At 36.5% G+C, this 25780-nt stretch carries 19 protein-coding genes and 1 riboswitch; of the genes, 17 read left to right on the top strand and 2 right to left on the bottom strand.

Features of this window, described 5'->3' with window-relative positions:
* Positions 1–18 precede the first annotated feature (18 nt).
* The 4 genes from SB679_RS22410 to SB679_RS22395 all read left to right on the top strand — a co-directional run bounded on the left by SB679_RS22410 (position 19) and on the right by SB679_RS22395 (position 3627).
* Positions 19–1050 carry an AAA family ATPase gene (locus SB679_RS22410; protein WP_410704518.1) on the top strand — a complete coding sequence of 344 codons (1032 nt, stop codon included), beginning with the start codon at positions 19–21 and terminating at the stop codon, positions 1048–1050.
* Between the two features lie 51 nt (positions 1051–1101).
* Entirely contained in the window at positions 1102–2424 is a 1323-nt protein-coding gene (locus tag SB679_RS22405; RefSeq protein ID WP_410704517.1) for a DUF58 domain-containing protein, read from the top strand.
* A 61-nt stretch (positions 2425–2485) separates the two neighbouring features.
* Complete coding sequence (locus tag SB679_RS22400; protein WP_410704516.1) at positions 2486–3199, top strand: phosphodiester glycosidase family protein; 714 nt, start codon at positions 2486–2488, stop codon at positions 3197–3199.
* An 8-nt stretch (positions 3200–3207) separates the two neighbouring features.
* The gene (locus SB679_RS22395; RefSeq protein WP_410704515.1) at positions 3208–3627 is read left to right on the top strand and encodes an OsmC family protein; all 420 of its coding nucleotides are present in this window, start codon (positions 3208–3210) and stop codon (positions 3625–3627) included.
* A gap of 175 nt (positions 3628–3802) precedes the next feature.
* Here SB679_RS22395 and SB679_RS22390 read toward each other — a convergent pair whose 3' ends face one another.
* Complete coding sequence (locus SB679_RS22390; RefSeq protein WP_410704514.1) at positions 3803–6418, bottom strand: MGH1-like glycoside hydrolase domain-containing protein; 2616 nt, start codon at positions 6416–6418, stop codon at positions 3803–3805.
* Positions 6419–6606: 188 nt separating this feature from the next.
* Positions 6607–6713, top strand: a riboswitch (SAM riboswitch).
* Positions 6714–6773: 60 nt separating this feature from the next.
* On the opposite strand from SB679_RS22390, the gene SB679_RS22385 reads away from it, so the two are divergent.
* The 8 genes from SB679_RS22385 (at position 6774) to SB679_RS22350 (ending at position 17487) form a co-directional block, all read left to right on the top strand.
* Positions 6774–7712: an alpha/beta fold hydrolase gene (locus SB679_RS22385; RefSeq protein ID WP_410704513.1), complete on the top strand. Its 939-nt coding sequence runs from the start codon at positions 6774–6776 to the stop codon at positions 7710–7712.
* Positions 7713–7775: 63 nt separating this feature from the next.
* A complete protein-coding gene (locus tag SB679_RS22380; RefSeq protein WP_410704512.1) occupies positions 7776–9314 on the top strand; it encodes an ACT domain-containing protein in 1539 nt (512 codons plus the stop codon).
* Positions 9315–9433: 119 nt separating this feature from the next.
* Positions 9434–10594 (top strand): O-succinylhomoserine sulfhydrylase, encoded by a 1161-nt coding sequence (locus SB679_RS22375; RefSeq protein WP_410704511.1) that lies wholly within the window; start codon positions 9434–9436, stop codon positions 10592–10594.
* Between the two features lie 141 nt (positions 10595–10735).
* Positions 10736–11749 carry a homocysteine S-methyltransferase family protein gene (locus SB679_RS22370; protein ID WP_410704510.1) on the top strand — a complete coding sequence of 338 codons (1014 nt, stop codon included), beginning with the start codon at positions 10736–10738 and terminating at the stop codon, positions 11747–11749.
* Between the two features lie 26 nt (positions 11750–11775).
* On the top strand, positions 11776–12144 hold the full coding sequence (locus SB679_RS22365; RefSeq protein WP_410704509.1) for a four helix bundle protein: 369 nt from the start codon (positions 11776–11778) through the stop codon (positions 12142–12144).
* On the top strand, positions 12131–14839 hold the full coding sequence (metH, locus tag SB679_RS22360) for a methionine synthase (protein ID WP_410704508.1): 2709 nt from the start codon (positions 12131–12133) through the stop codon (positions 14837–14839). Before SB679_RS22365 ends, metH begins: the two co-directional genes overlap by 14 nt.
* An 8-nt stretch (positions 14840–14847) precedes the next feature.
* On the top strand, positions 14848–15807 hold the full coding sequence (gene metF / locus SB679_RS22355) for a methylenetetrahydrofolate reductase [NAD(P)H] (RefSeq protein WP_410704507.1): 960 nt from the start codon (positions 14848–14850) through the stop codon (positions 15805–15807).
* Positions 15808–15969: 162 nt separating this feature from the next.
* The gene (locus SB679_RS22350; RefSeq protein WP_410704506.1) at positions 15970–17487 is read left to right on the top strand and encodes a hypothetical protein; all 1518 of its coding nucleotides are present in this window, start codon (positions 15970–15972) and stop codon (positions 17485–17487) included.
* Between the two features lie 58 nt (positions 17488–17545).
* Here the strand turns inward: SB679_RS22350 and SB679_RS22345 are convergent, their stop codons facing one another.
* Positions 17546–18700: a hypothetical protein gene (locus tag SB679_RS22345; RefSeq protein WP_410704505.1), complete on the bottom strand. Its 1155-nt coding sequence runs from the start codon at positions 18698–18700 to the stop codon at positions 17546–17548.
* A 99-nt stretch (positions 18701–18799) separates the two neighbouring features.
* On the opposite strand from SB679_RS22345, the gene folE reads away from it, so the two are divergent.
* The 5 genes from folE to SB679_RS22320 all read left to right on the top strand — a co-directional run bounded on the left by folE (position 18800) and on the right by SB679_RS22320 (position 25705).
* Entirely contained in the window at positions 18800–19465 is a 666-nt protein-coding gene (gene folE, locus SB679_RS22340) for a GTP cyclohydrolase I FolE (RefSeq protein ID WP_410704504.1), read from the top strand.
* Between the two features lie 11 nt (positions 19466–19476).
* Positions 19477–19908 (top strand): DinB family protein, encoded by a 432-nt coding sequence (locus SB679_RS22335; protein WP_410704503.1) that lies wholly within the window; start codon positions 19477–19479, stop codon positions 19906–19908.
* A 124-nt stretch (positions 19909–20032) separates the two neighbouring features.
* Positions 20033–21499: a cysteine--tRNA ligase gene (cysS, locus tag SB679_RS22330; protein ID WP_410704502.1), complete on the top strand. Its 1467-nt coding sequence runs from the start codon at positions 20033–20035 to the stop codon at positions 21497–21499.
* Positions 21500–21763: 264 nt separating this feature from the next.
* Positions 21764–22930, top strand: coding sequence for a T9SS type A sorting domain-containing protein (locus SB679_RS22325; protein WP_410704501.1), 1167 nt, complete (start codon positions 21764–21766; stop codon positions 22928–22930).
* Positions 22931–23053: 123 nt separating this feature from the next.
* The gene (locus SB679_RS22320; protein ID WP_410704500.1) at positions 23054–25705 is read left to right on the top strand and encodes a 4-alpha-glucanotransferase; all 2652 of its coding nucleotides are present in this window, start codon (positions 23054–23056) and stop codon (positions 25703–25705) included.
* Positions 25706–25780: the final 75 nt, after the last annotated feature.

The raw sequence follows: 25780 nt of genomic DNA, 5'->3' as shown, positions 1-25780 counted from the left end.
TTGGTAAATTATAATCCTATGGAAAACATTGAAAACCAAAATATAGAAGATCGAAGTTCTATAAACCTTACGAAAAAAGAAGATCAGTTCGAATCAAGAATTGATATGATTGAACTTCGCGCCAGCCTGGAAAAAGTAAAAGCCGAGATCGGGAAAGTGATCGTAGGGCAGGAAAGCATGATTGAACATCTTTTAGCAGCCCTTTTATCAAACGGACACGTTTTGATTGAAGGTGTTCCCGGAGTTGCCAAAACCATTACTGCAAAATTGCTTGCCAAAACCATTGACGTAGCGTTCAGCAGAATTCAGTTTACACCCGATCTGATGCCTTCTGATATTTTAGGAACCTCAGTTTTTAATGTTAAAAATTCTGAGTTTGAATTTAAAAAAGGACCTATTTTCTCCCATTTTATCCTGATTGATGAAATCAACAGATCGCCGGCGAAAACACAGTCTGCGTTATTTGAAGTGATGGAAGAAAGGCAGATCACCATGGATGGAACCCAATATAAAATGGATGAACCGTTTTTAGTGCTGGCTACCCAAAACCCGATAGAGCATGAAGGGACGTACAGGCTTCCTGAGGCACAGCTGGATCGTTTTCTATTCAAGATCAATGTTGGCTATCCTAATTTTGAGCAGGAAGTTGCCATCATTAAAAATCAGCACGAAAGTAAAAAAGAAGATAAAACGGAAACCGTTCAACAGGTTATTACTGCACAACAGTTGAAAAATTACCAGCATCTGGTAAAAGAAATTATTGTGGAACCTCAGCTGATACAATATATCGCTAAAATCACAGTAAATACCAGAGAAAACCAATTCTTATATCTGGGAGCCTCTCCAAGAGCGAGTCTTGCACTTCTTACCGCTTCAAAAGCATTTGCAGCATTAAGAGGAAGAGACTTTGTAACTCCTGAAGATATTAAAGAAGCCAGTTACGCTGTATTGAGACACAGGGTAATTGTTTCGCCGGAAAGAGAAATGGAAGGTCTTACTGCGGATGAAATTATCCGTCAAATATTAGAAGGAATAGAAATTCCTAGGTAAGGGACGTGATTAGGGCTTAGAAAACAGTTCTGATCCTTAAGAATCTACATCATGAAAAACTTATACATCAACACCCGTTTTTTCTTTACGCTCATTGGAGTGGGGATCCTTTATGTGTTCGCATTTTTCTTTCCGTTTTTAATGATCATTGCGCACATCATTCTTCTGATATGTTTTTTGATGGTGATAGTTGATTATCTTCTGTTGTTTCTTCAGAAGAACGGAGTTCTGGCCCAGAGAATATTACCGGAAAAATTATCCAACGGCGATGAAAATCCGGTGAAAATTGATATTAAAAATGAATACATTTTTCCCATTACAGCGAAAATCATTGATGAAATTCCGTTTCAGTTTCAGAAAAGGGATTTTTTGATTGAAAAAAAGATAGATTCCGGTAAAAACACGTATTTTCAATATGTTTTAGAGCCTAAAGAAAGAGGGGAATATCATTTTGGAAGTTTAAATATTTATGCTTCATCCCCGATAGGTTTTGTCTCCAAAAGATTTATTTTTCAGAAAGATGCCACTCTTCCTTCTTATCCGTCTTTTGTACACCTTCGTAAATATGAATTAATGGCACTGCAAAATGAATTTTTGCTGGGTGGAATCAAAAAAATAAGAAAGCTCGGCCATACCATGGAGTTTGAGCAGATCAAAGAATACGTTCCCGGAGATGATATCAGAACCATCAACTGGAAAGCAACTTCTAAAACGAACCGCCTGATGGTGAATCAGTTTCAGGATGAGAAAGCACAGCGTATTTTTATGCTCATCGATACGGGCAGAACAATGAAAATGCCTTTCAATGGATTAAGCTTACTGGATTATTCAATCAATGCGGCAATGGCTTTATCCCATATTATTTTGAAGAAAGGAGACCGTGCAGGAATGATGACGTTTTCGAAAAAAACAGAGAATAAAATTGCAGGCGAAAATAAATCGGGGCAGCTGAAAAAAATATCGGAAGCACTGTACAATGTAAAAACCGATTTTTTTGAAAGTGACTTCAATCGTCTGTACCAGGATGTAAAATACTCTTTCAATCAAAGAAGTCTGATTCTGCTATTTACTAATTTTGAAACGCTGGATGGCTTAAACCGTCAGCTGAAATACCTTCGTGGAATAGCCAAAAACCATTTATTGGTGGTTGTTTTCTTTAAAAACGCTGAACTTCAGACACTGATCCATAAAAATCCTGAAAGTACACAGGAGATCTATGATGAAATCATTGCCGAGAAGTTTGAATTTGAAAAGAAACTCATCATTCAGGAACTTCGGAAATATGGAATTTACACGGTATATACACTTCCTGAGAATTTGAATATCGATGTTATCAATAAATATCTTGAGATAAAAGCGAGAGGAATTTTATAATTTTGAAGAGATAAATTTGTTGGAGTTACTCTCTTAATGATTTTTTATTTAAATACATCAGATGAGAATCCTATTAATCATATTGTGTTTTTACTTTACATCGTCTTGTAATGATAAAGTGAAATATGAAAATGATTTTGTAATTTTTAAGACCAATCCAAAAATTGAAAATGTTTCGTTCTATTGGAAAGATGATAACGGAGTAATTCTTAAAAGTATTGATCATTTAAAAAGTAAAGTAGAACGGGATAAGAAAATATTAAAGTTTGCTGTGAATGGCGGAATGTTTGAAATGACAAATTCTCCTAAAGGACTTTACATTGAAAACTTTAAAATTCTAAATCCAATAGATACATTATCAGGTAAAGGTAATTTTTATCTCAATCCTAATGGAGTATTTTATCTCACAAAAAACAATGATGCTAAATTAATTGACACGAAAGCTTTTAAATATGATTTAAATATTAAATATGCTACTCAATCAGGTCCGATGTTGCTGGTTAATGAAAAAATAAATCCAATTTTTAAAGAAGATTCCCCAAATGTTTATATCAGAAATGGAGTGGGGATTTTAAAAGATGGAAATATAGTTTTTATCATGTCTAAGAGAAAAGTTAATTTTTATAATTTTGCTTCTGTATTTAAAGAGCTTGGCTGTACAAAAGCTTTATATCTTGATGGCTTTGTTTCAAGAACCTATTACCCTGAGAAAAAATGGATTCAAAAAGACGGCGATTTTGGAGTCATGATTGGGGTAACTGAACCTAAAAAATAAATTTGAAAATGAAAATAACACTTAATAGAATCAACGACGATTTTTTATTTGAATGTACCAATTCTCAGGGAAATTCAATTCTTTTAGACAATACTTCACAACCCGGAGCCAAAGGAGTTTCTCCTATGGAAAGCGTGCTGATGGCGGTAGCAGGATGCAGCGGAATCGATGTGGTTTCCATCTTGAAAAAGCAGCGTCAGGAAATCACAGGATTTAAAGCTGAAGTAGAAGGGGAAAGAGTAGTGGTGGAAGATGCAAAACCTTTTAAGGCAATTAAAGTAAAGTTTTTTCTGGAAGGAACAGTTGATCCTAAAAAAGCAGCAAAAGCAGCAGAATTATCTTTTGAAAAATACTGTTCTGTATCCAAAACCCTGGAACCGAATGTGGAAATTGGATATGAAGTTTTTGTCAACGGAGAAAAGATTTAGATTTTCAATCATAAAAAACAAAAAAACCGGACGTATTGCCCGGTTTTTTTATGTTTGATACGTTCATGTGATTATTATCTACCTTTCTGGTAAGTCCTTTTGCTAACTAAAAGTAATCTTGTTCTGTTGTAAGAATAGTTGTTAGCAAAAGCCCCTTAAAAAAGAGGCTTTGCAGTTATATTGTCAATCTTGGTTTCATAAGTTTTGCAACAGTAGCCGTCCATCCGGTTTGGTGGGAAGCACCTACACCGCGTCCGTTATCACCATGGAAATATTCAAAGAAGGTGATGTAATCTCTGAAATGCTCATCATAGTTAAACAGAGCATTCCCCCCATTGAAAGCCCTCTGGCCATGTTCATCTTTTAAAAATATAGAACACAGTCTGTTGCTTATATCCTGGGCGACTTCATCGAGATTTCTTTTGTCTCCGCTTCCTGTCGGAAGCTCGACCTTTAGGCTGTTTCCATAATAAAAATGGAAACGCTGTAAACTTTCAACGATCAGGAAATTGATAGGGAACCAGATCGGTCCTCTCCAGTTGCTGTTCCCACCGAACATTCTGCTGTCACTTTCTGCGGGTGTATAATAGACTACATTTTCATTGCCGTGAACAGAAAAAACAAAAGGATTTTCCTCATATACTTTTGACATGGCGCGGATTCCGTAAGAACTTAAAAACTCTTTCTCGTCAAGCATTCTTGTCAGTACTTTTGTCAATCTGTTTTTACGTAAAATACTCATCAGGTGCTTTCTGCCATGTCCTTCTTCATCCCAGTGAGAGACTAATTTTGTAAGTTCAGGCTTATTTTTTAAAACCCATTCCATTCTTATTCTGAAATTCGGCATTTTTTCAAGCAAGCTGTGATCAATAACTTCCACTGCAAATAATGGGATAAGGCCTACGATACTTCTTAGACGTAATGATACACTTTCGCCATTTCCAAGCTGCAGAACGTCATAGAAAAATCCGTCTTCCTCATTCCACAATCCTTCTTTGTCATCACCCAGGTTTTCCATAGCCTCAGCGATATACAGATAGTGCTCAAAAAACTTAATTGCCATATCCTCATATACCTGATAGTACTGAGCAAGTTCCATGGCAATACGCATCATATTAAGGGCATACATAGCCATCCAGCTTGTTCCGTCTGCCTGCTCAAGATGCTGGCCGTCTTTTAAGACCATATTTCGGTCAAAGGCCCCAATATTATCAAGTCCTAAGAAACCGCCCCCAAAAATGTTATTTCCGCTTTTATCCTTTCGGTTAACCCACCAGGTGAAATTCAGAAGAAGTTTTTGGAAAACTTTTTCAAGGAATAATAAATCGGGTTTACCGTTTTGCTTTTCATCAATCTTAAAAACCCGGAAACATGACCATGCATGAACAGGTGGATTCACATCAGTTAAGTTCCATTCATAAGCAGGAAGCTGACCGTTTGGGTGCATATACCATTCCTTGGTAAGCAGCAAAAGCTGTCCTTTTGCAAATTCAGCATCAATAATAGCATAAGGAACACAATGGAAAGCCAGATCCCATGTGGCATACCAAGGATACTCCCATTTGTCGGGCATAGAGATGATATCTTTATTATGAAGATGGTTCCACTCCGTATTTCTTACATAATCATTAAAATTTCTCGGAGCTTCAAAATTAGGATCTCCTTTCAGCCATTTTCCGACGTTGTAGTGATAAAATTGTTTATTCCAAAGCAGGCCTGCGAAGGCTTGTCTCTGAACATTTTTCTCATCATCATTCGTTACGTCATTTTGTATTTCGTTATAAAACTCATTAGCTTCATTAATTCTTGCATTCAGGATCTCATCAAACTGCAGGAAAGGCTCATCTAAATCATTCGGACATAATCTGAAATCAAATGTTTTTGACTCGCCGGCGCCAATCATTTCATCAATTAAAAAAGAAGCTTTCGTTCCTCTTTTTTCAGGATTCACTGTATTCGACTGATGAATAATAAAATTATTGATGCCATCTTTAAAATAGGTATTTTCCGTTTCGGGAGCTCCATATAATTTTGGAGTATTCGTTTCATTCTCACAAAAAACACTATTGGCATTCAATCTCCTTGAATACAATTTCTTAATGGAGATGCTATCGTGGTTAATGTCAATACATCCTTCATGAGATGCATTCAGCTGACCTTTATACGTATTATAACCCCATTTCCAGTTATTTCTGAACCATACAGTCGGAGCCACTACAATGGGAGCTTCCTGCTGGCTCCTGTTACACACAGTAACCCTTACCAAAATATCATTATGATCGGCTTTACCGTATTCAATGAAAATATCGAAATACTCATTATTGTCAAAGATCCCGGTATCGATAATTTCATACTCAGATTCTTTTTTACTTCGCCTGCCATTTTCAGCTACGAGGTTATCATATGGGAATTTATTGATAGGATATTTGTACACCATCTTCATATAGCTGTGGGTAGGCGTATTATCCAGGTAATAAAAAATTTCTTTAATATCTTCTCCGTGATTTCCCTGAGGATTACTCAGTCCAAAGAAGCGCTCCTTCACCATTGTATCTTTTCTGTTCCAAAAAGAAAGACCGAAACAAAAAATCTGTTTTGAGTCAGAGATTCCGGCAATACCTTCCTCTCCCCAGCGATAGGCATAGCTTTCTGCATTATTATGATTGGTATGGTTCCAGGCATTTCCGTTCGGACTGTAATCTTCCCGTACATTTCCCCATTGCCGGTTGCTTACATAAGGACCCCAGTTTTTCCAGTTATTATCTTGTAATCTTTGTTTTTCAACACTCATATTGCATCACTTTTCGATACGAAGGTAGTTTTTTTGAAAAATAATTCCAATTCTTTCAATCTGAATAATCCTTAACATAGTCTTGGAAATCTTTTATTTATGGGCTTTGTAAGGGGTAAATTATTTTTTTTAAAAATATAAAATAAAAAGTACTATCTTTGCGACACACGTTCATTCAAATATTGAAAATGTTATCAAGAAAGGTTGAGGGATTAGACCCTATGAAACCTTAGCAACCCTTTGTGCAAGCAAAGAAGGTGCTACGTTCTACCAATTTATTTTGGACAGATAACTTACTGAAGTTCTTTCAGCCATTTCTTATGGCATTTTCAATTGTATTAAAATAATAATAGAATTGAGAACAGAACTAAAAAATAGTACACTTTCGTATCAAACGAATTCCGGCAAGGAATACAATATCCCGTTGAGCTACCAGCTCTTCGGGAAAGACCTGTTTACTGCACCCATCATTGTTATTAATCATGCTTTAACCGGAAACTCCAATGTTGCCGGCGAAAAAGGATGGTGGAAACAGCTGATCGGAAAAGGACAGGTTATTGATACCAATACCTACACTGTTCTGTGTTTCAATATTCCCGGAAACGGATATGATGATTTTTTAATTGATGAATATGAAAATTTTTCTCCTTCAGATATTGCCAATATATTTCTGGAAGGACTTAAAATACTAAACATACAAAGCGTATACGCCATTATCGGAGGATCACTGGGTGGAGGAATTGGCTGGGAAATGCTGGCTAAAAAACCAGATCTGGCGGAAATCTTTATTCCGGTGGCTTGCGATTTCAAAACCCATGACTGGCTTCATGCACAATGTCTGGTTCAGAAATTTTTGTTGAGTGGAGATCACGAGCCATTACAAAAAGCGAGAATTCATGCGATGCTGTGCTACAGAACACCACAATCATTAAACGATAGATTTCAAACTCAATATAATCAGGAAAAACAGTGCTTAGAATCAGAAGACTGGTTGGTTTATCATGGAAATTCACTAAACGAAAGATTTAGTTTGTTGTCTTATAAGCTGATGAACCATCTGCTGATGAATATTAATGCTGAAGAAAAGAAATTGGAAGAGATCAGCGCACGAATGCACCTGATTTCGGTAGATACCGATTTATTTTTTCCGGCCTCTGAAATTCGAATGTGCTTTGAAAAACTGAAAGAGAAAAATAAAAATGTTGACTATCACGAGATACAATCAATACATGGGCATGATGCCTTCTTAATGGAATACGAACAATTAAATAACATCATTAAAAATATTTTGTAAAGAATGAAATGGAGCGGCCGCGAAATTCTATCTGACCAATAATAAAAATTAAAGTAAGAACAGATGAAAAATGCTAACGAAATAAAATTTTTAAAAAACAGATCAATCATCAAATTTGAAGGAGAAGATTTCTTAGGTGAAATCGGGATTGACGGAAGAATTTTCAAAGCCCTTACCCTGGCGAGGATCAGTGTGGGCGTAATTTCTCAACAGGCCATAGAAAACGGCCTCTCAATTTTGGTTCATGAGAATGATTCCGAAAAAGCGGTTAACTGTTTGATAGACGAATTTGAAGCAGAAAGACTATCGGGGAAAGTTTCTCAGATTTACAGTATTAATAATGTTTCTGTACTGGGATTTGTTGCTGAGGATTTTAATAAAATTCTTTCAGAGCTTGCCAGAAATAATGTTTTTCCATTGCTTTTAAACCAGGTAGCAAGTGAGAAAAGAGTCAATATAGTGGTTACTTCTTCACAGGATGAGAAAACTAAAAATATCATTGAATCTGAGATTTCAAAAAAACCTAAAACCGTTCATCTGGCAATTATCGGCCATGGAAACGTAGGGAAAACATTAATTGAGCAGGTGTTGAAATCATCAGAAGAAATTAAAAGACGTAAGAAGATTGATCTTAAAGTAGTAGCGGTGGCCAATTCAAAGAAAATTGCATTTAATAAAAAAGGCTTTGATGGTAATTGGAATGATGAGGTGTTGGCGGCGAAAAACTCTTCCAATGTTGAAGAACTGATTAGCTTCTCCAAAGAAAATCAATTGGAAAACCTGATCGTTGTAGACAATACGGCAAGCAAAGATTTTGTTAAAAATTACCATGCTTTAGCTGAAAATGGCTTCGACCTCGTGTCTTCCAATAAAATATTCAACACGCTTCCTATTGAAGAATATCGTAAACTAAGATATACGTTGAGTAAAAATAACAGAAGATATCTCTATGAAACCAATGTAGGTGCAGGATTACCGTTAATTGACACTATAAAATTATTACATCTTTCAGGGGAAAATATTACCAGAATCAAAGGTGTATTCTCAGGATCTTTAAGCTATATCTTCAATAACTATTCTGTAAGAAATGACAAATTCTCTACAGTAATCGGAGAGGCAATGGAGAAGGGATATACGGAACCGGATCCACGGGAAGACCTTTCAGGAAATGATGTCGCCAGAAAACTATTGATTCTTGCAAGAGAATTAGACCTTATTAATGAATTCAGTGATATCAATATTCAAAATTTAATTCCAGAAAATCTTCTTTCCATTGAGAAAAATGAATTCGTTTCAAGATTAGAAGAACTGGATGATGAATATCAAAAAATTAAGGACAATCAGGAACCTGGTCATGTGCTGCGCTATGTAGGAGATCTGCATGGAGACCTGCAAAAAGAAAAGGGCCAGCTGGATGTAAAACTGATTTCTGTTCCGGGAGGCTCCGCTTTAGGACAATTGAAAGGATCAGATTCAATTTTTGAAATATATACGGAAAGTTATGGTGAAAACCCGATCGTGATTATGGGGGCAGGGGCGGGAGCCCAGGTGACTGCAAGAGGTGTTTTCGGAGATATTTTAAGACTAAGCGAAACAAAATAAATTAATGTACATACAGCGATATAACAGTGTACCAAAAAAAACTACCTCAAAAACAGATACAGCTATTCATTGGTAAACTATTACAGTGATATATTGCTACATTATTAAAATTAAACTATATGGAAAATTTTGAAACATTTGCAATAAGAACACAGACTGAAAGAAGTCAGTTTGATGAGCATTCTACACCATTATACCTTACCTCAAGTTTTGTTTTCCAGGATGCGGAAGATATGCGGGCGAGCTTTGCAGAAGAAAAATCTAAAAATTTATACAGCCGTTTTTCAAATCCTAACGTCAATGAATTTACTGATAAAATCGTAAAAATGGAAGGTGCAGAAGCCGGATACGCTTTTGCAACGGGGATGGCTGCGATCTATTCTACATTTGCAACATTACTGGATGCCGGAGACCATATTGTAAGCTGCCAGTCGGTTTTTGGATCTACCCATACTTTATTTACGAAGTATTTTCCGAAATGGAATATCGAAACTACCTACTTTAAAGCGGATGATGCAAAAAATGTTGAGCAATATATTCAGCCCAACACAAAAATTTTATATCTGGAGACTCCAACCAATCCGGCCATTGAAATTCTGGATTTAGAATTTTTTGGGAAGATTGCAAAAAAACATAATCTGATTTTTATTGTAGATAACTGTTTTGCGACGCCTTATCTGCAACAGCCCATCAAATATGGAGCAGACGTGGTGGTGCATTCCGCAACAAAGCTTATTGACGGACAGGGAAGAGTATTAGGAGGAGTTGCTGTAGGAAGAGCTGACCTGATCAGAGAGATTTATCTTTTCGCAAGAAATACCGGTCCTGCCATGTCACCTTTCAATGCCTGGGTATTGTCAAAAAGTTTGGAAACACTTGCCATCCGTGTAGAAAGGCACTGTGAGAATGCACTGAAAGTCGCTCAGTTTCTGGAGAGTCATCCTAATGTAGAATTGGTGAAATACCCTTTCTTACCTTCTCACCCAAGTTATGAAATTGCAAAAAAGCAGATGAAATTGGGCGGAAATATCGTGGCTTTTGAAATAAAAGGTGGAATAGAAGGCGGCAGGAAGTTTTTAGATAGTATTAAAATGTGCTCGCTTTCCGCAAACCTGGGCGATACACGAACTATTGTGACGCATCCTGCTTCTACAACACACTCGAAATTAACAGATGAAGAAAGAAATGAAGTGGGAATTACTGCCGGTTTGGTTCGTTGTTCGGTAGGTCTTGAAAATGTAGAGGATGTAATAGCAGATCTGAAACAAGCACTGGATTAAAGTATTTGGACAGATTGATCTCAAAAAGTAGCCTTGACAAGGCTTCAGAATAAAAAGTTTGAAATATACAAGAGCCTTAATCGACGATTTCGTTCAGATAGAATGAAAATCCTATTAAAGTCATTTCAATAAAAAAGTAAAATGAAAAATTCAGCACAATTATATAAAGCACTATCCCAGAGAATCCTTGTCCTTGACGGAGCGATGGGAACTATGCTTCAGCGGTATAAATTTGAAGAAGAAGATTACCGGGGCGAGCGTTTCAAAGACTGGGAACATCCTGTAAAAGGAAATAATGACCTGCTTTCATTAACGCAGCCTCATGCTATCGAGGAAGTTCACAGGAAATATTTAGATGCAGGAGCAGATATCCTCGAAACCAATACATTTTCCGGAACTACCATCGCCATGGCGGATTATCATATGGAGGAATTGGTTTATGAACTTAATTATGAATCTGCGAAGATTGCAAGAAAAGTATGTGATGAATTCACCGCTAAAAATCCGGACAAACCCAGATTCGTAGCTGGATCTATCGGGCCAACGAACAGAACGGCAAGCTTAAGTCCCGATGTGAATGATCCAGGATACCGCGCGATTACTTTTGATGAACTGAGAATCGCTTACAAACTGCAGTCAGAAGCTTTACTGGATGGAGGTTCGGATATTTTATTAGTAGAGACGATATTTGATACCCTGAATGCAAAAGCAGCTCTTTTCGCCATTGATGAAATTCAGGAGGAAAGGGGCATAGAAATTCCCATTATGGTTTCAGGAACGATTACCGATGCATCAGGAAGAACATTGAGTGGACAGACTGCAGAAGCATTTTTAATCTCAGTTTCCCATTTGAACCTATTAAGTGTAGGATTCAACTGTGCATTGGGAGCCAACCAGCTGACGCCATATTTAGAAACATTGGCCCACAATTCAGATTTTTATGTTTCAGCCTATCCGAATGCCGGCTTGCCTAATGCCTTCGGAAAATATGATGAAACCCCTGAATTTATGGCAGAACAGATAAAAGAATATGCAGAAAAAGGATTAATCAATATCATCGGAGGATGCTGCGGAACTACTCCTGAACATATAAAAGCGATTGCAGATCTGGTAGAAAATTATCCGCCAAGAAAGGTGTCGGTTATTGGTTTATAGTTGTCTGTTTAATATTATAACATACCATGGAATATACAAATTTAGAAGTTTGGATAGAAGCTAGAAAATTGACAAATTTAATATATAACGGAACAAGAAACTTTCCCAAAGAGGAACTTTTCGGACTTACTAACCAGATAAGAAGGAGTGCGATATCGATTCCTTCTAATATTGCTGAAGGATGTGGGAGGAGAACGTCCAATGATACCCTGCAGTTTTTGCATATTTCAAGAGGTTCTTTATTTGAACTGGAGACACAAATTTTTTTGGCTCTTGACCAAAAATATATTTCTGAAAATGATTTTCAGGAAATTTCAAATCAGATTTTGACTTGTAAAAAACTGATTAATGGATTTATTAACTACTATAAAAATTTGAATAATGGAAACAGATAGTATACATCTGACAACCAATAACCAACAACCATTAACCAAATACTTAAGACTATCGGGCCTTGAGCCTCTTATTATAACGCCAGAAAGTAACTTCATCAATGTTGGTGAAAGAACAAATGTTGCCGGGTCTAAAAAGTTTTTAAGATTAATTAAAGAAGAAAAATTTTCTGAGGCATTGGATATTGCACGTCATCAGGTAGAAGGCGGAGCACAGATTCTTGATGTTAACTTTGATGACGGGCTGATTGATGGAAAAGCTTCCATGATCAAGTTTTTGAATTTAATTGCTTCAGAGCCTGATATCTCAAGAATTCCGATTATGATTGATTCTTCCAAATGGGAGATTTTGGAAGCCGGGCTTCAGGTAGCACAGGGAAAATGTGTAGTCAATTCCATCAGCTTAAAAGGGGGAGAAGAAGAATTTATCAAGCAGGCAAAAGCCATAAAGAGATATGGTGCGGCAGTGATTGTAATGGCTTTCGATGAAGATGGACAGGCAGATACTTTCGATCGTAGGGTAGAAATTACAAAACGTTCCTACGATATCCTGGTGAACCAGGTGAAATTTGCCGCAGAAGATATCATTTTCGATTTAAATATTTTCCCTGTGGCAACCGGAATGGATGAGCACAGGAGAAATGCAATCGACTTCATTGAGGCCACAAGATGGGTGAGACAAAATCTGCCGTATGCATCTGTAAGTGGAGGAGTGAGCAATGTTTCATTCTCTTTCCGCGGAAATGATACCGTGAGAGAAGCGATGCACTCTGTTTTCCTTTACCATGCTATCCAGGCGGGAATGAACATCGGGATCGTAAATCCAGCCATGCTGGAAGTATATGATGAAATTAATAAAGAGCTTCTTCAATTAGTTGAAGATGTAATTCTTGACAAAAGAGAAGATGCCACAGAAAGACTTTTAGAGTATTCTGAAAAAAATAAGTCGGTAAAAAAAGAAAAAGTAGAAGAGCTTGAATGGCGGACAAGACCTTTACAGGAAAGAATTACGCATTCTTTAGTGAAAGGAATTGACCGTTTTATTGAAGAAGATGTGGAAGAAGCAAGGCTCCAGTCGGCAAAACCTTTACATGTTATTGAAATTAATTTGATGACAGGAATGGGAGTTGTCGGAGATTTATTCGGAAGCGGAAAAATGTTTTTACCGCAAGTGGTAAAATCGGCAAGAGTGATGAAAAAAGCAGTAGCCTATTTACAGCCTTTTATAGAAGCAGAAAAAGACGGAGCAAGACCTGCCAACGGAAAAATATTAATGGCAACCGTAAAAGGAGATGTTCACGATATCGGTAAAAATATTGTGAGTGTGGTGCTGGGTTGTAATAATTATGAAATTGTAGACCTTGGAGTAATGGTTCCTGCAGAAAAAATTATCCAGGCTGCGATCGAACATAATGTTGATGTAATTGGCTTGAGTGGTTTGATCACGCCAAGTTTAGATGAAATGGTGTATATCGCTTCAGAATTGGAACGTCAAAATCTTAATTTTCCTTTATTGATTGGTGGAGCAACAACTTCCAAGGCCCATACCGCTGTGAAGATCGATTTAAAATATAAAAATGCTGTCGTACATGTAAATGACGCTTCAAGAGCAGTGAATGTGGTAAGTTCTTTATTGGGTGACCGCAATAAAGAATATGTCCATGATCTGAAAGATGAATATTCAGATTTCCGGGAAAAATTCCTGAACAGACAGGTAGATAAAGAATATGTAACTATTGAAGAGGCAAGAAAAAATCATTTTAAAATAGATTGGAAAAACGAAGAAATTTTTACTCCAAATAATATAGGTGTACAGGTGTTTCACGATCAGGATCTGAATGAGCTGGTTCCCTTTATCGACTGGTCGCCTTTCTTCAGAAGCTGGGATCTGCACGGGAAATACCCGAATATCCTGGAAGATGAGGTGGTGGGTGCACAGGCTAAAGAACTTTTCAAAGATGCTCAGATCATTTTAAAGAAAATTTTGGATGAAAAATTATTAACAGCCAAAGCTATTTTTGGAATTTTTAAAGCGAAAGCAAATGAAACGGATGATATTTTGATCTTCGATGAAAACGATAAGGAGCAGGCAAAATTTATCACCTTAAGACAGCAGGTTCAGAAATCCAAAGGAAAAGAATATTTGGCATTAAGCGATTTCATTGCACCGCAAAGTTCAGGGAAAACGGATTACGTAGGCGCTTTCTGTGTAACGACAGGTTTTGGAACAGATGAACTTTCAAAAGAATATGAAGAAGCTAATGATGATTATAATGCCATCATGGTAAAAGCACTGGCAGACCGTTTTGCAGAAGCCTATGCTGAATTTTTACATAAAAAAGTAAGAACAGAATATTGGGGCTATTCCAATCAGGAAAATCTAAGCAATGAAGACCTTATTGCAGAAAAATATAAAGGAGTACGTCCTGCTCCGGGCTATCCTGCGTGTCCGGATCACTTAGAGAAACATACGATTTGGGATCTTTTAAAAGTAGAAGAAAGTATTGGCGTTTTCCTTACGGAAAGTTTAGCCATGTTTCCTACCGCATCAGTTTCCGGATATTATTTCGGAAGCCCGCATGCCAAATATTTCGGGCTCGGGAAGATCACAGAAGACCAATTGAAGGACTATTCCAAAAGAAAAGGGATTTCCTTGCAAGAAGCAAGAAAATGGTTGTCACCTAATTTAGCAGATTAATACTAAACATGAAAATTACAGATCATATAAAAAACGCAAAAGGAAAAACATTATTCTCCCTGGAAGTTGTTCCGCCGCAAAAAGGAATTGGGATTGAAGATTTATATAGAAATATAGATCCGTTGATGGAATTTAAGCCGCCTTTTATTGATGTAACGACCTCGAGAGAAGAATATATTTATCTTGACAAAGGAAACGGACTGGTAGAACGGCGTATTACCAGAATGCGCCCCGGAACACTCGGGATATGCTCGGCGATTCAGCATAAATATAATGTAGATACCGTTCCGCATCTCCTTTGCGGAGGTTTTACAAAAGAAGAAACAGAATACCTTCTCGTAGACTGTATGTACCTTGGGATTGAAAATGTAATGGCGCTTCGTGGCGATGCGATGAAGGGGCATCAGTATTTTGAACCTACTTCCGGGGGACATGCCAGTGCGATGGATCTTGTATATCAGATCAATAATTTAGGTAGAGGAAAATACTTGCATGACGAAGATCAAATATGTGACGAACATAATAAATTCTGCATTGGAGTTGCTGGATACCCGGAAAAGCATATCGAAGCTCCCTCCATGAACTACGACCTGAAATGGCTGAAACAAAAAGTGGATGCCGGAGCAGATTATATTGTTACCCAAATGTTTTTTGATAATAAAAGATACATTGAATTCGTAACCAAGGCGCGAGAAATGGGAATTACCATCCCGATAATCCCAGGCATTAAACCAATTGCTACCAAAAAACATCTGAAATTACTGCCTCAGGTCTTTAAAATAGATCTTCCGGAAGAGTTAATTAATGAAGTGGAAAACGCTAAAAATAATGAAGCGGTCCGACAGATCGGGATAGAATGGGCCATCAGCCAATGCAAAGAATTGCTTGATTTTGGAGTGCCTGTTTTACACTTTTATTCAATGGGGAAAAGTGATAATATTAAAAAGGTAGCGGGCGAACTTTTTTAACTAAATTAACATTAAAATGTTTAATTTGGTAATATTTATATCTATCTATGGGTGCTTTTATTCATAAATAGATATAAACTTCTGATAGATATATTTATTATCAATCGTAACTATTGGTAGTTTCTATTTATTTTACTTTATTTTGTAAAAATATATACACATATGAAAAGAAACACTTTATTACTTGGTTTCCTTGCTTTTACATCCATGTTATATGCACAAGTAGGGGTTAACACAACTACACCAACTGCAACTTTAGAAGTAGTGGGAAAAGGAGCTACAACAACAATTCCTGACGGGATTATTGCTCCAAGAATCAGTAAGCAGCAATTAGCAGCTAAAACAGCTGGCACCTATGACACACCTCAGACAGCTGCTGTCGTTTTTGTAAACGATATTACTACTCCCACCGGAACAATCCCTAGTTTGGCTCAGGTGGTAGAAGTTACTGCACTCGGATATTATTATTTTAATGGAACTATATGGAAGGCAATAGGTGGTACGCCTACTGTTGATACAAGTATCTATACAAATAATGGTACTTTATCAGCGAACAGAACTGTTAACCAGGGAGGTTTAACATTAGCCTTTACCGGAGGAACCACTACTAATTCATTTTCTGTAAATGGTTCAAGTTTGTCTGTAGATGCATTGAATGATCGGGTAGGTATAGGTACAACCGCACCACTTACAAAACTGCATGTTGTTGCTCAAACTATGCAGGGGAATAGATACAATTTGATAGATGCTCCCTCTTCAACCAATCAATATGCATTGCTTGCTTTAAGAAATACTTCACCTTTAGCCACGGGTAATTATTCTTTATTAGGCTTTACAAATGACGGACCTACATCAGGAGGTGCCAACTGGGGTGTGGGAAGTATACGTACAGGAGCATCCTCAACAACTGGTTCTGAAGAAGATTTTTATATCGGTAACTCTTTAGGAGGAACCTTACTTGAACGCTTCAGAATTAGCTCTACTGGAAATGTTGGTATAGGTACTTCTCTGCCGCAAAGACCATTGGATGTTAATGCAAATACAGGACCTATACGATTTGAAAACCTTGCAACGCTGGCTGCAGGTACATCTGCCTCCGGCTTGGTTATCGATGGCAATGGAGATATTTACAAAAATAATAGCGTATCCGTTGAAGGACAGATTCTGAGAGTGGGACTTAATGCGGCAACATATACAACGGGAGGAGAAGTAGGGCTTAGATTTAGTGGAAACGATAGTACCGCAGAAATGGTAAATGCACCCAATGGTGCCCCAAATTTCATCAATACCATTGTAGGGGCAACGGTAACAGACAATGTAGGTGCTACTGCAGGACAGGGCTCTGTAGCCAGAACAACGGATCAGATAACTTTACAACCCGGTGTTTATAAACTTCAGGTGAGGCTGGTAGGAAACTTTGCTAATGCTAGTGCCTCTAATACTCTGTTTTTAAAAGCCATCGTAAATAATAATGAGTATTCTCTAATCAATGCTGCTATTAATTCTAATCTGACCTCAGTATTTTATTTTGATGACTATATCAATATTACAGGAGCTTCTGCACAGACAGTAGATTTTTCAATTTCTCCAGTGGGTAATAGCTTTGTTGTTTCATCAAATGCTTCCCCAGGAACAGGAAACTCATATAGAAGTTTAATTTTAATACAAAGATTGAGATAATTTCAATTTTTCAGAAATAAATAAGCGGCTTTATCTTCTGGATAAAGCCGCTTGTATATCATAAAGAAGGATGCCTTTCAAAAATTGTATTTCGATCAAATAAATAGCGGTAGGTAGCTAGGTTTCTTGTTAGATCAGTATCAAGGTTTTCTGCAATTTTGATCATTTTAGGATTAAAATCTCCAATCCATTGAAGTTCAGTTTCGGTAAAATCAGTGTGCTTTCTTATATGCTGAGTTCCCTCCCAGATCATATAGCCATCAATCCCCTTCTTCTGCCATTCAGGAACAACTCCAAAAACAAGGCCCACCATTTTTTCATTCTTCCTGAATTTTTTGAGGAAAAAAAACTTGATTTTTTCAAAAATCCCAAACTTTCCATTCAGATATTTAAACCACTGGTTGAGGTCCGGAATATTGATCCACATAGCAACAGGATTTCCGTTTTCATAGACGAACCAGGAAATATGCTCATTGATAATAGGTTTCATCGTCTTGAACATCTTTACCACCTTAGCCTTTTCCAATTGTTTGCCTTCTCCGTGTGAGGCCCAGGCTCTGTTATAAATTTCCGTAAAATCTTCAGCAAACTTCTCCAGGTTATTCTTTTTCATTGGCTTGGCTGTAATAGCCGGATTTCTTCTGTGCTTTTCATGCATCACGGTGAAGATTCTTGAAACGTCTGCAAAAATGGATCTTGAAAAACAAAGCTGTTCAAAATAAACCGAAAACCCATAATTTTCAAAAAGCTCTTTATAATACGGGAAATTATAGTTCATTCCATATAAAGGCTCTATAAACTGATCAATAAGCAGTCCCCAGAATTTATCCCTTTCCCCAAAGTTGATAGGTCCATCCATGGCTTCCATTCCTCTTTCCTGCAACCATTTTTTGCAATAATCAAAAATGAAATTTGCTGTTTCCTGATCATTAATACAGTCAAAAAAACCAATTCCTCCTGTTGGCTGATTTTGTAGATAAAGGTGGTTGACAAAAACAGCTATTTTTCCAACAGTAATGTTGTGTTTATCTTTAAATAAAAGCCTCCGGCATTCTCCGTTTTTAAAAAACTTATTTTTTTGAGGATCAAAAATGTTTTCGATATCCTTATCTAAAGGTCTGATATAATTTTTATCATGCTGATAAAGGCGGGCCGAGAATTCTAAAAATTCTTTTTTCTGGTCTTCATCCTGTACTTCTTCAACAATAATCATAATTTTTTTCTCCGAATGAATAATAAGGTAATGTTTTTAAGCTCAATTGAAATATAACAAACAGATATAATCCGTATTTTTGCTGCAAATTAAATAAAAATGGTTGATTTTACTGATAACGACGATGATATTTTCACTGGAAAAGAACATACACCTATAAGGAAAGATGCTTTTGATAAATCGCCACAGGAAAAAATAGAAAAGATTACAGCGCTTTTTGGCGAGATTATGGAGACATTAGGTCTCGATATGACAGACGATTCTTTAAAAGATTCTCCGAAACGTGTTGCGAAAATGTATGTAAATGAAATTTTTGGAGGATTATTGCCTGAAAATAAACCTGGAATTTCTACATTTTCAAACAAATATAAATACCGACAAATGTTAGTAGAAAAAGATATTACAGTATATTCATTCTGTGAACATCATTTTTTGCCGATTATTGGGAGAGCACATGTTGCTTATATTTCAAATGGTGATGTGATTGGTTTATCGAAGATCAATAGAATTGTTGATTATTATGCCAAAAGACCGCAGGTTCAGGAAAGACTGACCATGCAGATTGTAGATGCTTTAAAAGAAGCTTTGGGTACACAAAATGTTGCTTGTATTATCGATGCAAAACATCTTTGTGTAAATTGTAGAGGAATAAAAGATACAGCAAGTTCTACGATTACCGCAGAGTTAAGCGGAATTTTCAGAACCAATCCTATAACCAGACAAGAATTCCTTCATTATGTAGGAAGCCATGCGAAATTGGATTAAATTTGTTTCAAATGGATTATCAGATTCTTAAAAATATTATCACAGCAGAGCTTGAGAGATTTAAAACGATTTCTGAAGAAGAATGGTCATATAAAATCTCCCCTGAAAAATGGTCTAAAAAAGAAATTTTGGGACATCTTTGTGACAGTGCGTTTACCAATATTAGAAGATTTGTAATCACCCAATATAAAGAAAACGAGAATATTGTATACGATCAGGATCTTTGGGTAAAAGTCCAGAATTATCAGAATATTTCAGCTTCCGAGATCATCAGTCTCTGGAAGGTTTTAAATAGACAGATCGTACATATTGTGGAAAATATTCCGGATGAAGCTTTGCAGAGAATTTGTGACACCACGAAAACGGAACCCAGGACTTTTACACTGGCCTATATTATTGAGGATTATATAGATCACTTACAATATCATTTAAAAGCAATTTAATAATGATACAATTTAAAAAAGTTTCCAATAAAATTTTTGTAGCAGTAATTATTTGTTGCGATACCCTATTTTTATCCTAATTTTAAATTTATTATTCATTAAAAAATCATTCAATTTTGTAATCATGCAATTAAAAATATATAACTCGCTTACTGCAGAAAAAGAAATATTCAAGCCTATTTTAGAAGGAAATGTTGGAATGTATGTCTGCGGACCTACCGTGTACAGCAATGTTCATTTAGGGAATGTAAGAACGTTCCTCTCTTTCGATTTTATTTATCGCTCATTGATGCACTTAGGATACAAAGTGAGATATGTAAGGAATATTACCGATGCCGGACACCTTACCGATGACGGAAATGTAGAAAATGACCGTTTCGTAAAACAGACCCGTCTTGAAAAGCTTGAGCCCATGGAAATCGTACAGAAATATACGGTGGATTTTCATAAAGTCCTGGATATGTTCAACCTGCTGCCTCCCAATATTGAGCCTACAGCAACCGGACACATTGTAGAACAAATAGAATTGACTCAGAAGCTAATTGAAAAAGGTTTTGCCTACGAAAGCAATGGTTCAGTTTATTTTGATGTTCTGGAATACAACAGAAGAGGATTAAATTACGGTGAACTTTCAAAACGTAATATCGAAGAACTTTTCGCCAATACCCGTGATTTAGATGGACAAGGTGAGAAGAAGAATCCGCAGGATTTTGCTCTTTGGAAAAAAGCATCTCCCGCTCATATTATGAGATGGAATTCTCCTTGGGGAGAAGGTTTTCCGGGATGGCACCTTGAATGTACTGCAATGAGCACTAAATATTTAGGTGAAAAATTTGATATTCATGGCGGCGGAATGGATTTAAAATTCCCACACCACGAATGTGAAATTGCCCAGGGGAAAGCCTGCAATGATATAGCTCCTGTAAATTACTGGATGCATGCCAATATGCTGACCATGAATAGCCAGCGTATGAGTAAATCAACAGGAAATTATATCCTGCCGATGCAGTTGGTGACCGGAGAAAATGATTTCTTTGAAAAGCCTTTCCATCCGACGATTGTAAGATTCTGCTTCCTGCAGGCTCATTACAGAAGTGTACTGGATATTTCCAATGACGCAATGATCGCGAGTGAAAAAGGATTCATCAGATTAATGGAAGCGGTTAAAGTATTGAATGCAGTTACTCCTAATGATGAAAAACAATCTGGTTTTAATCTTGAAGAATGGAAAACGAAATGTTATGATGCATTAACCGATGATTTCAATTCACCGATCCTGATTGCTCATTTATTTGAAGCAGTGAAATTTATTTTCGCTTTAAATGATGATAAAGAAACGATCTCAGCTAAAGATCTTGAAGACCTGAAAACAACTTTACAGGCATTCATCTTTGATGTATTGGGATTGCAGGCTGTTGAAGAAAACAACAATGAAAAATTAGATCAGACATTACAGGTTTTAATTGAATTGAGAAATCAGGCTAGAAAATCCAAGAATTTCGACCTTTCGGACCAGATCAGAGATAAACTGCTTGCAGAAGGTATCGAGCTGAAAGATGGCAGAGATGGAACAAGCTATGTTTTGAATTAATCAAGACACTGTAAACTTATTTATACTCTCGCAGATTATGCGGATTGAGCAGATGATTATGTCATATGAATTTGCTTTATCTGTTTAATCTGCGGGATTTTTTATTAAAAATAGGTATTGAATTTTTAGAATTGATTAAAAAAATAAACGTTCATTATCAATTATATATAATATTCAACAGGAAGAGAATTTTTTGTTATTTCATGTGGAAAATTGTGTAACTTAGTAATAGTAAAACAATTACACATCTAAAATTCTATTATTATGAAAAAACATTTATTCCCTTTATTTTTACTGCTGTTAGGTATAGAAGCACACGCACAGCAAGATTTCTTTGCCATTACCGGAAAAGATTCTCCAGCAATTATTTTTAATGATTTCCGTTCAATGGATCCAATAATCGGTACTTCCGGAGAACGTATTTTTACGGCTGATTCTCCAGCAAAAGTATTTTCACAGGCTAGGAGAGGTATTGCTTCTGAGGACAAAAATTCATATAATAATTCTCAGGCTACCACAATGGCAGCATTAGCGTACGACTCATCTAATAATAATCTGGTCTACATGCCGATGTTTTCTTCCAATATTTATGTATTGAATCCAAATACAAAAGAAATTACACTCGTTGAAAATACCGTGGTGAGAGTAACTTCCTGTGATATCAATTCTCACATTACGAGAATGACCGCAGGATATGATGGAAATATATATGCCATGAATAATTCCGGGACCCAGTTTTTGCAGATTGCTAAAAAGAACAATCAGTATGTAGTAACAGATCTTGGAATCGTTAAAGATGATCCTTCCAACGGAAAAAATTCATTTACTACCATGGAAACCGGTTTTGGTGGAGATATGGTTGCGGATGCCGATAATAATTTCTATGTTTTTTCAGTGTCAGGAAATGTATTTAAAATCTCAACTAAAGAATTAAAGGCAAGATTTGTCGGAAAAATTACAGGGATTCCAGAAAATTATTCTGTAAACGGAGCTGCGGTTAATTCCAAAGGGAAAGTGGTCATTGCAAGTGCAAAAGGAGCTCCTTTATTCGAAATAGATATAGAGACTTTACAGGCTAAACAGCTTCCCGGAGATCTTAATCTGCATATTTATGATTTAGCAAGTAAGTATTTTATCAATGACAAAGCGGTATCCACTAATACCCTTGCTAATTTGGATATATACCCAACAAGAGTGGATGAACATTTCATTACCATAAAAGGGAATGATAAAGCGATAAAAGGAAATATCAAACTTAGTGTTTTTGATTTATCCGGTAAAAATGTAATGCAGCAGCAATTATCTGTAAAAGAGGGTTCACTGAACCAACAGATATATTTGAAAAATCTTATTAGCGGTGCCTATATTGTGAGTATTACAGATGAGACCAACAAAATTCTTTTAAACAAGAAAATTTTGGTCACTGAATAATCTTCCGCTTTCATAAAAATCAAGAGCCTTTTCAAATAGTTGAGAAGGCTTTTTTAATGAAGATTTGATATTCAATAAGTTTTGTTTTTCAAGATTATAATGTATTTTTATAAAAAAATATAAATGAGGCTATACTTTATTATCGATTACAGAGCAAAATCTGGAGAGTCTTTGGAGTTGGTTATCAATGAAGAAGGAGCCACTGCTCAGAGTCATACATTATTTTATGCAGAAAATGGAATATGGAAATGTGAGGTGGATTATTTTTCAAAATCAATTTCTTATCAATATAAGCTTAAGGATGAAAGAGGAGTTATCCTTCGTGAGGAATTTGTAATGCACAAACTTCATTTTCCCCATAACTACAAAGAGTTTGTCATTTTTGATGAGTGGAATAACAAAAATTTTCCTGAAAACTATCTGAATAACAAAATTCTTTACAATAAACTTAATCATTTTGTTCCTGAGAAAATTACGGTGTTAAAAAAACACACCCATTTATTCCGCATTGAAGCACCTATTTATAATCCGGACTGGAAGATTGTACTTTTTGGAAGCACAGCATCATTGGGCAATTGGGACTATGAAAAAGCCGTTCATTTAGCTCAGACTGATTTCGGAATTTGGGAAGTATCAGTTGAAATTCCAGAGAATGAACTTATTCAGTTTAAGTACTGCATTTATGATACAAAGGAAGGCCGTGTAATTGATGTGGAGACGGGTGAAAACAGATATACAGCACCCAATTTATCGAAAGATATATTGCATATTGTTTCCAATCATTATTTCAAATTCAAGCTGTATCAGATGTACCACGATGCAGGAGTTGCCATTCCCGTATTTTCACTGAGAAGTAAAGACGGTTTTGGAGTCGGAGAATTTTCCGATATGAAAAAACTGGCTGACTGGACAAAAGAAACGAGTCTTGGAATCATCCAGATTCTTCCGATTAATGATACCACTGCGAATTATACCTGGACAGACTCTTATCCGTATGCTGCAGTCTCAGTATATGCATTGCATCCACAATATATTTCATTAGAAAACTTAGATTTTCCTTTACCGGTGGATTTAGTTGAAGAATATCAATCCGAAAAAGAAGCGTTAAATCTCTTAGAATTAATAGATTATGAAAAAGTGATTTCCGGGAAATGGAAATATATAAAAGCTGTTTTCGGTGGGAATAAGGAAAAGATTTATAAAGACAGAAACTTTAAGAAATTTATAAAAGATAACGAAAGCTGGCTGGTTGCCTATGCGGCGTTCTGTGTGTTAAGGGATAAATATAAAACGCCCAACTTTAATGAATGGAAGACACATAAAAAATACATTGCCGGCAAAATTTCTCCATTCTTTTCTCCTAAAAATAAAGACTATGATGAATCAATGCTTCATGCGTGGGTACAGTATCAGCTCCATCTACAGCTTAAAGATGCTGTAGATTATATGCATAGTCTGGGCATCTCTGTAAAAGGAGATCTCCCGATCGGTATTTACAGATACTCAGTAGAGGCATGGACAGAACCGGAATTATTCGGAATGGATTTTCAGGCTGGGGCACCGCCGGATCAGTTTACGGAGCTTGGACAGAACTGGGAATTTCCAACCTATAACTGGGAAGCCATGAAGGCTGATGATTATAGATGGTGGAAAAACAGATTCAAAGCGCTGGAACAGTATTTCGATGCTATGAGGATCGACCACATATTAGGATTCTTCAGGATCTGGAGAATGCCAATTTCTGCGACACAGGGAATTTTAGGGTATTTTTACCCCGCTGTTCCTATTGTTTTGGATGAATTCAACGCACGCAGCATTCCTTTCAGTTTTGACAGGTATTGCAAACCTTTTATCAATGGGCAGATCCTTTGGGATTATTTCGGCGAGGACAGTGGTAAAACGCTAGAATTCATTAATAATAACCAGAACGGAACGTATTCATTTAAAGAAGAATTTGATACCCAGAGAAAGCTGTCGGATTTTTTTAAGAAAAATCCGCGAGGTCCTATCGAAGAGCAGCTGATTTCCTTGTGCGCAAATGTTTTATTTCTGCCTGAGGAAAGAAACGGACAAACGGTATATCACCCAAGATTCAATGTATACAATACTGAATCTTATAAATATCTTTCAGATTGGGAGAAGAAGGCCATTTATGAACTGTATCATGATTATTTCTTCAAAAGACAAGATCATCTTTGGTATGAAAAAGCGATGGAAAAACTTCCGGTCATTTTAAATGCAACCAAAATGCTTATCTGTGGAGAAGATTTGGGAATGGTTCCTGCAAGTGTACCTATCGTAATGGATGAATTGGCAATTATCGCGCTGAAAGTACAAAGAATGCCATCTGAAAATATACCTTTCTACAATCCTAAAGATGCGGGTTACTTAAATGTAGTGACCGCTTCGTCACACGACAGTTCTACGTTAAGACAATGGTGGAAAGAAGATCCGGCATTAACGCAGAAATATTTCAACCAGCAGCTGAATCAATATGGAAAAGCACCGGAAGAACTCAATGCTGATCTTGCTGAAATTATTATGAAACAGCATCTGTACAATGATGCCATGCTGGCTATATTCCCAATACAGGAATTTTTGGCTACAGATTCGGCATTGACCAATCAGAATATGGATCAGGAAAGAATCAATAATCCTGCTGTTTTTCCACATTATTGGCGATATAGAATGCATTTGAATGTAGAGGATTTAAAAAACAATATCTCATTTAATCAAAAAATTGCCGGTTGGATAAAAGATAGCGGAAGAGCATAAATTTAATATTTGATTATCAATTAGTTAATGATATTTTAAAAGAAGTTAGGTCAAAAGATTTAACTTCTTTTTTTT

Source organism: Chryseobacterium sp. SIMBA_029 (assembly GCF_046535275.1).
Lineage (GTDB): Bacteria > Bacteroidota > Bacteroidia > Flavobacteriales > Weeksellaceae > Chryseobacterium.
Note: the sequence above shows the minus strand (reverse complement) of the source record. Positions and strands in the feature narration are given on the sequence as shown.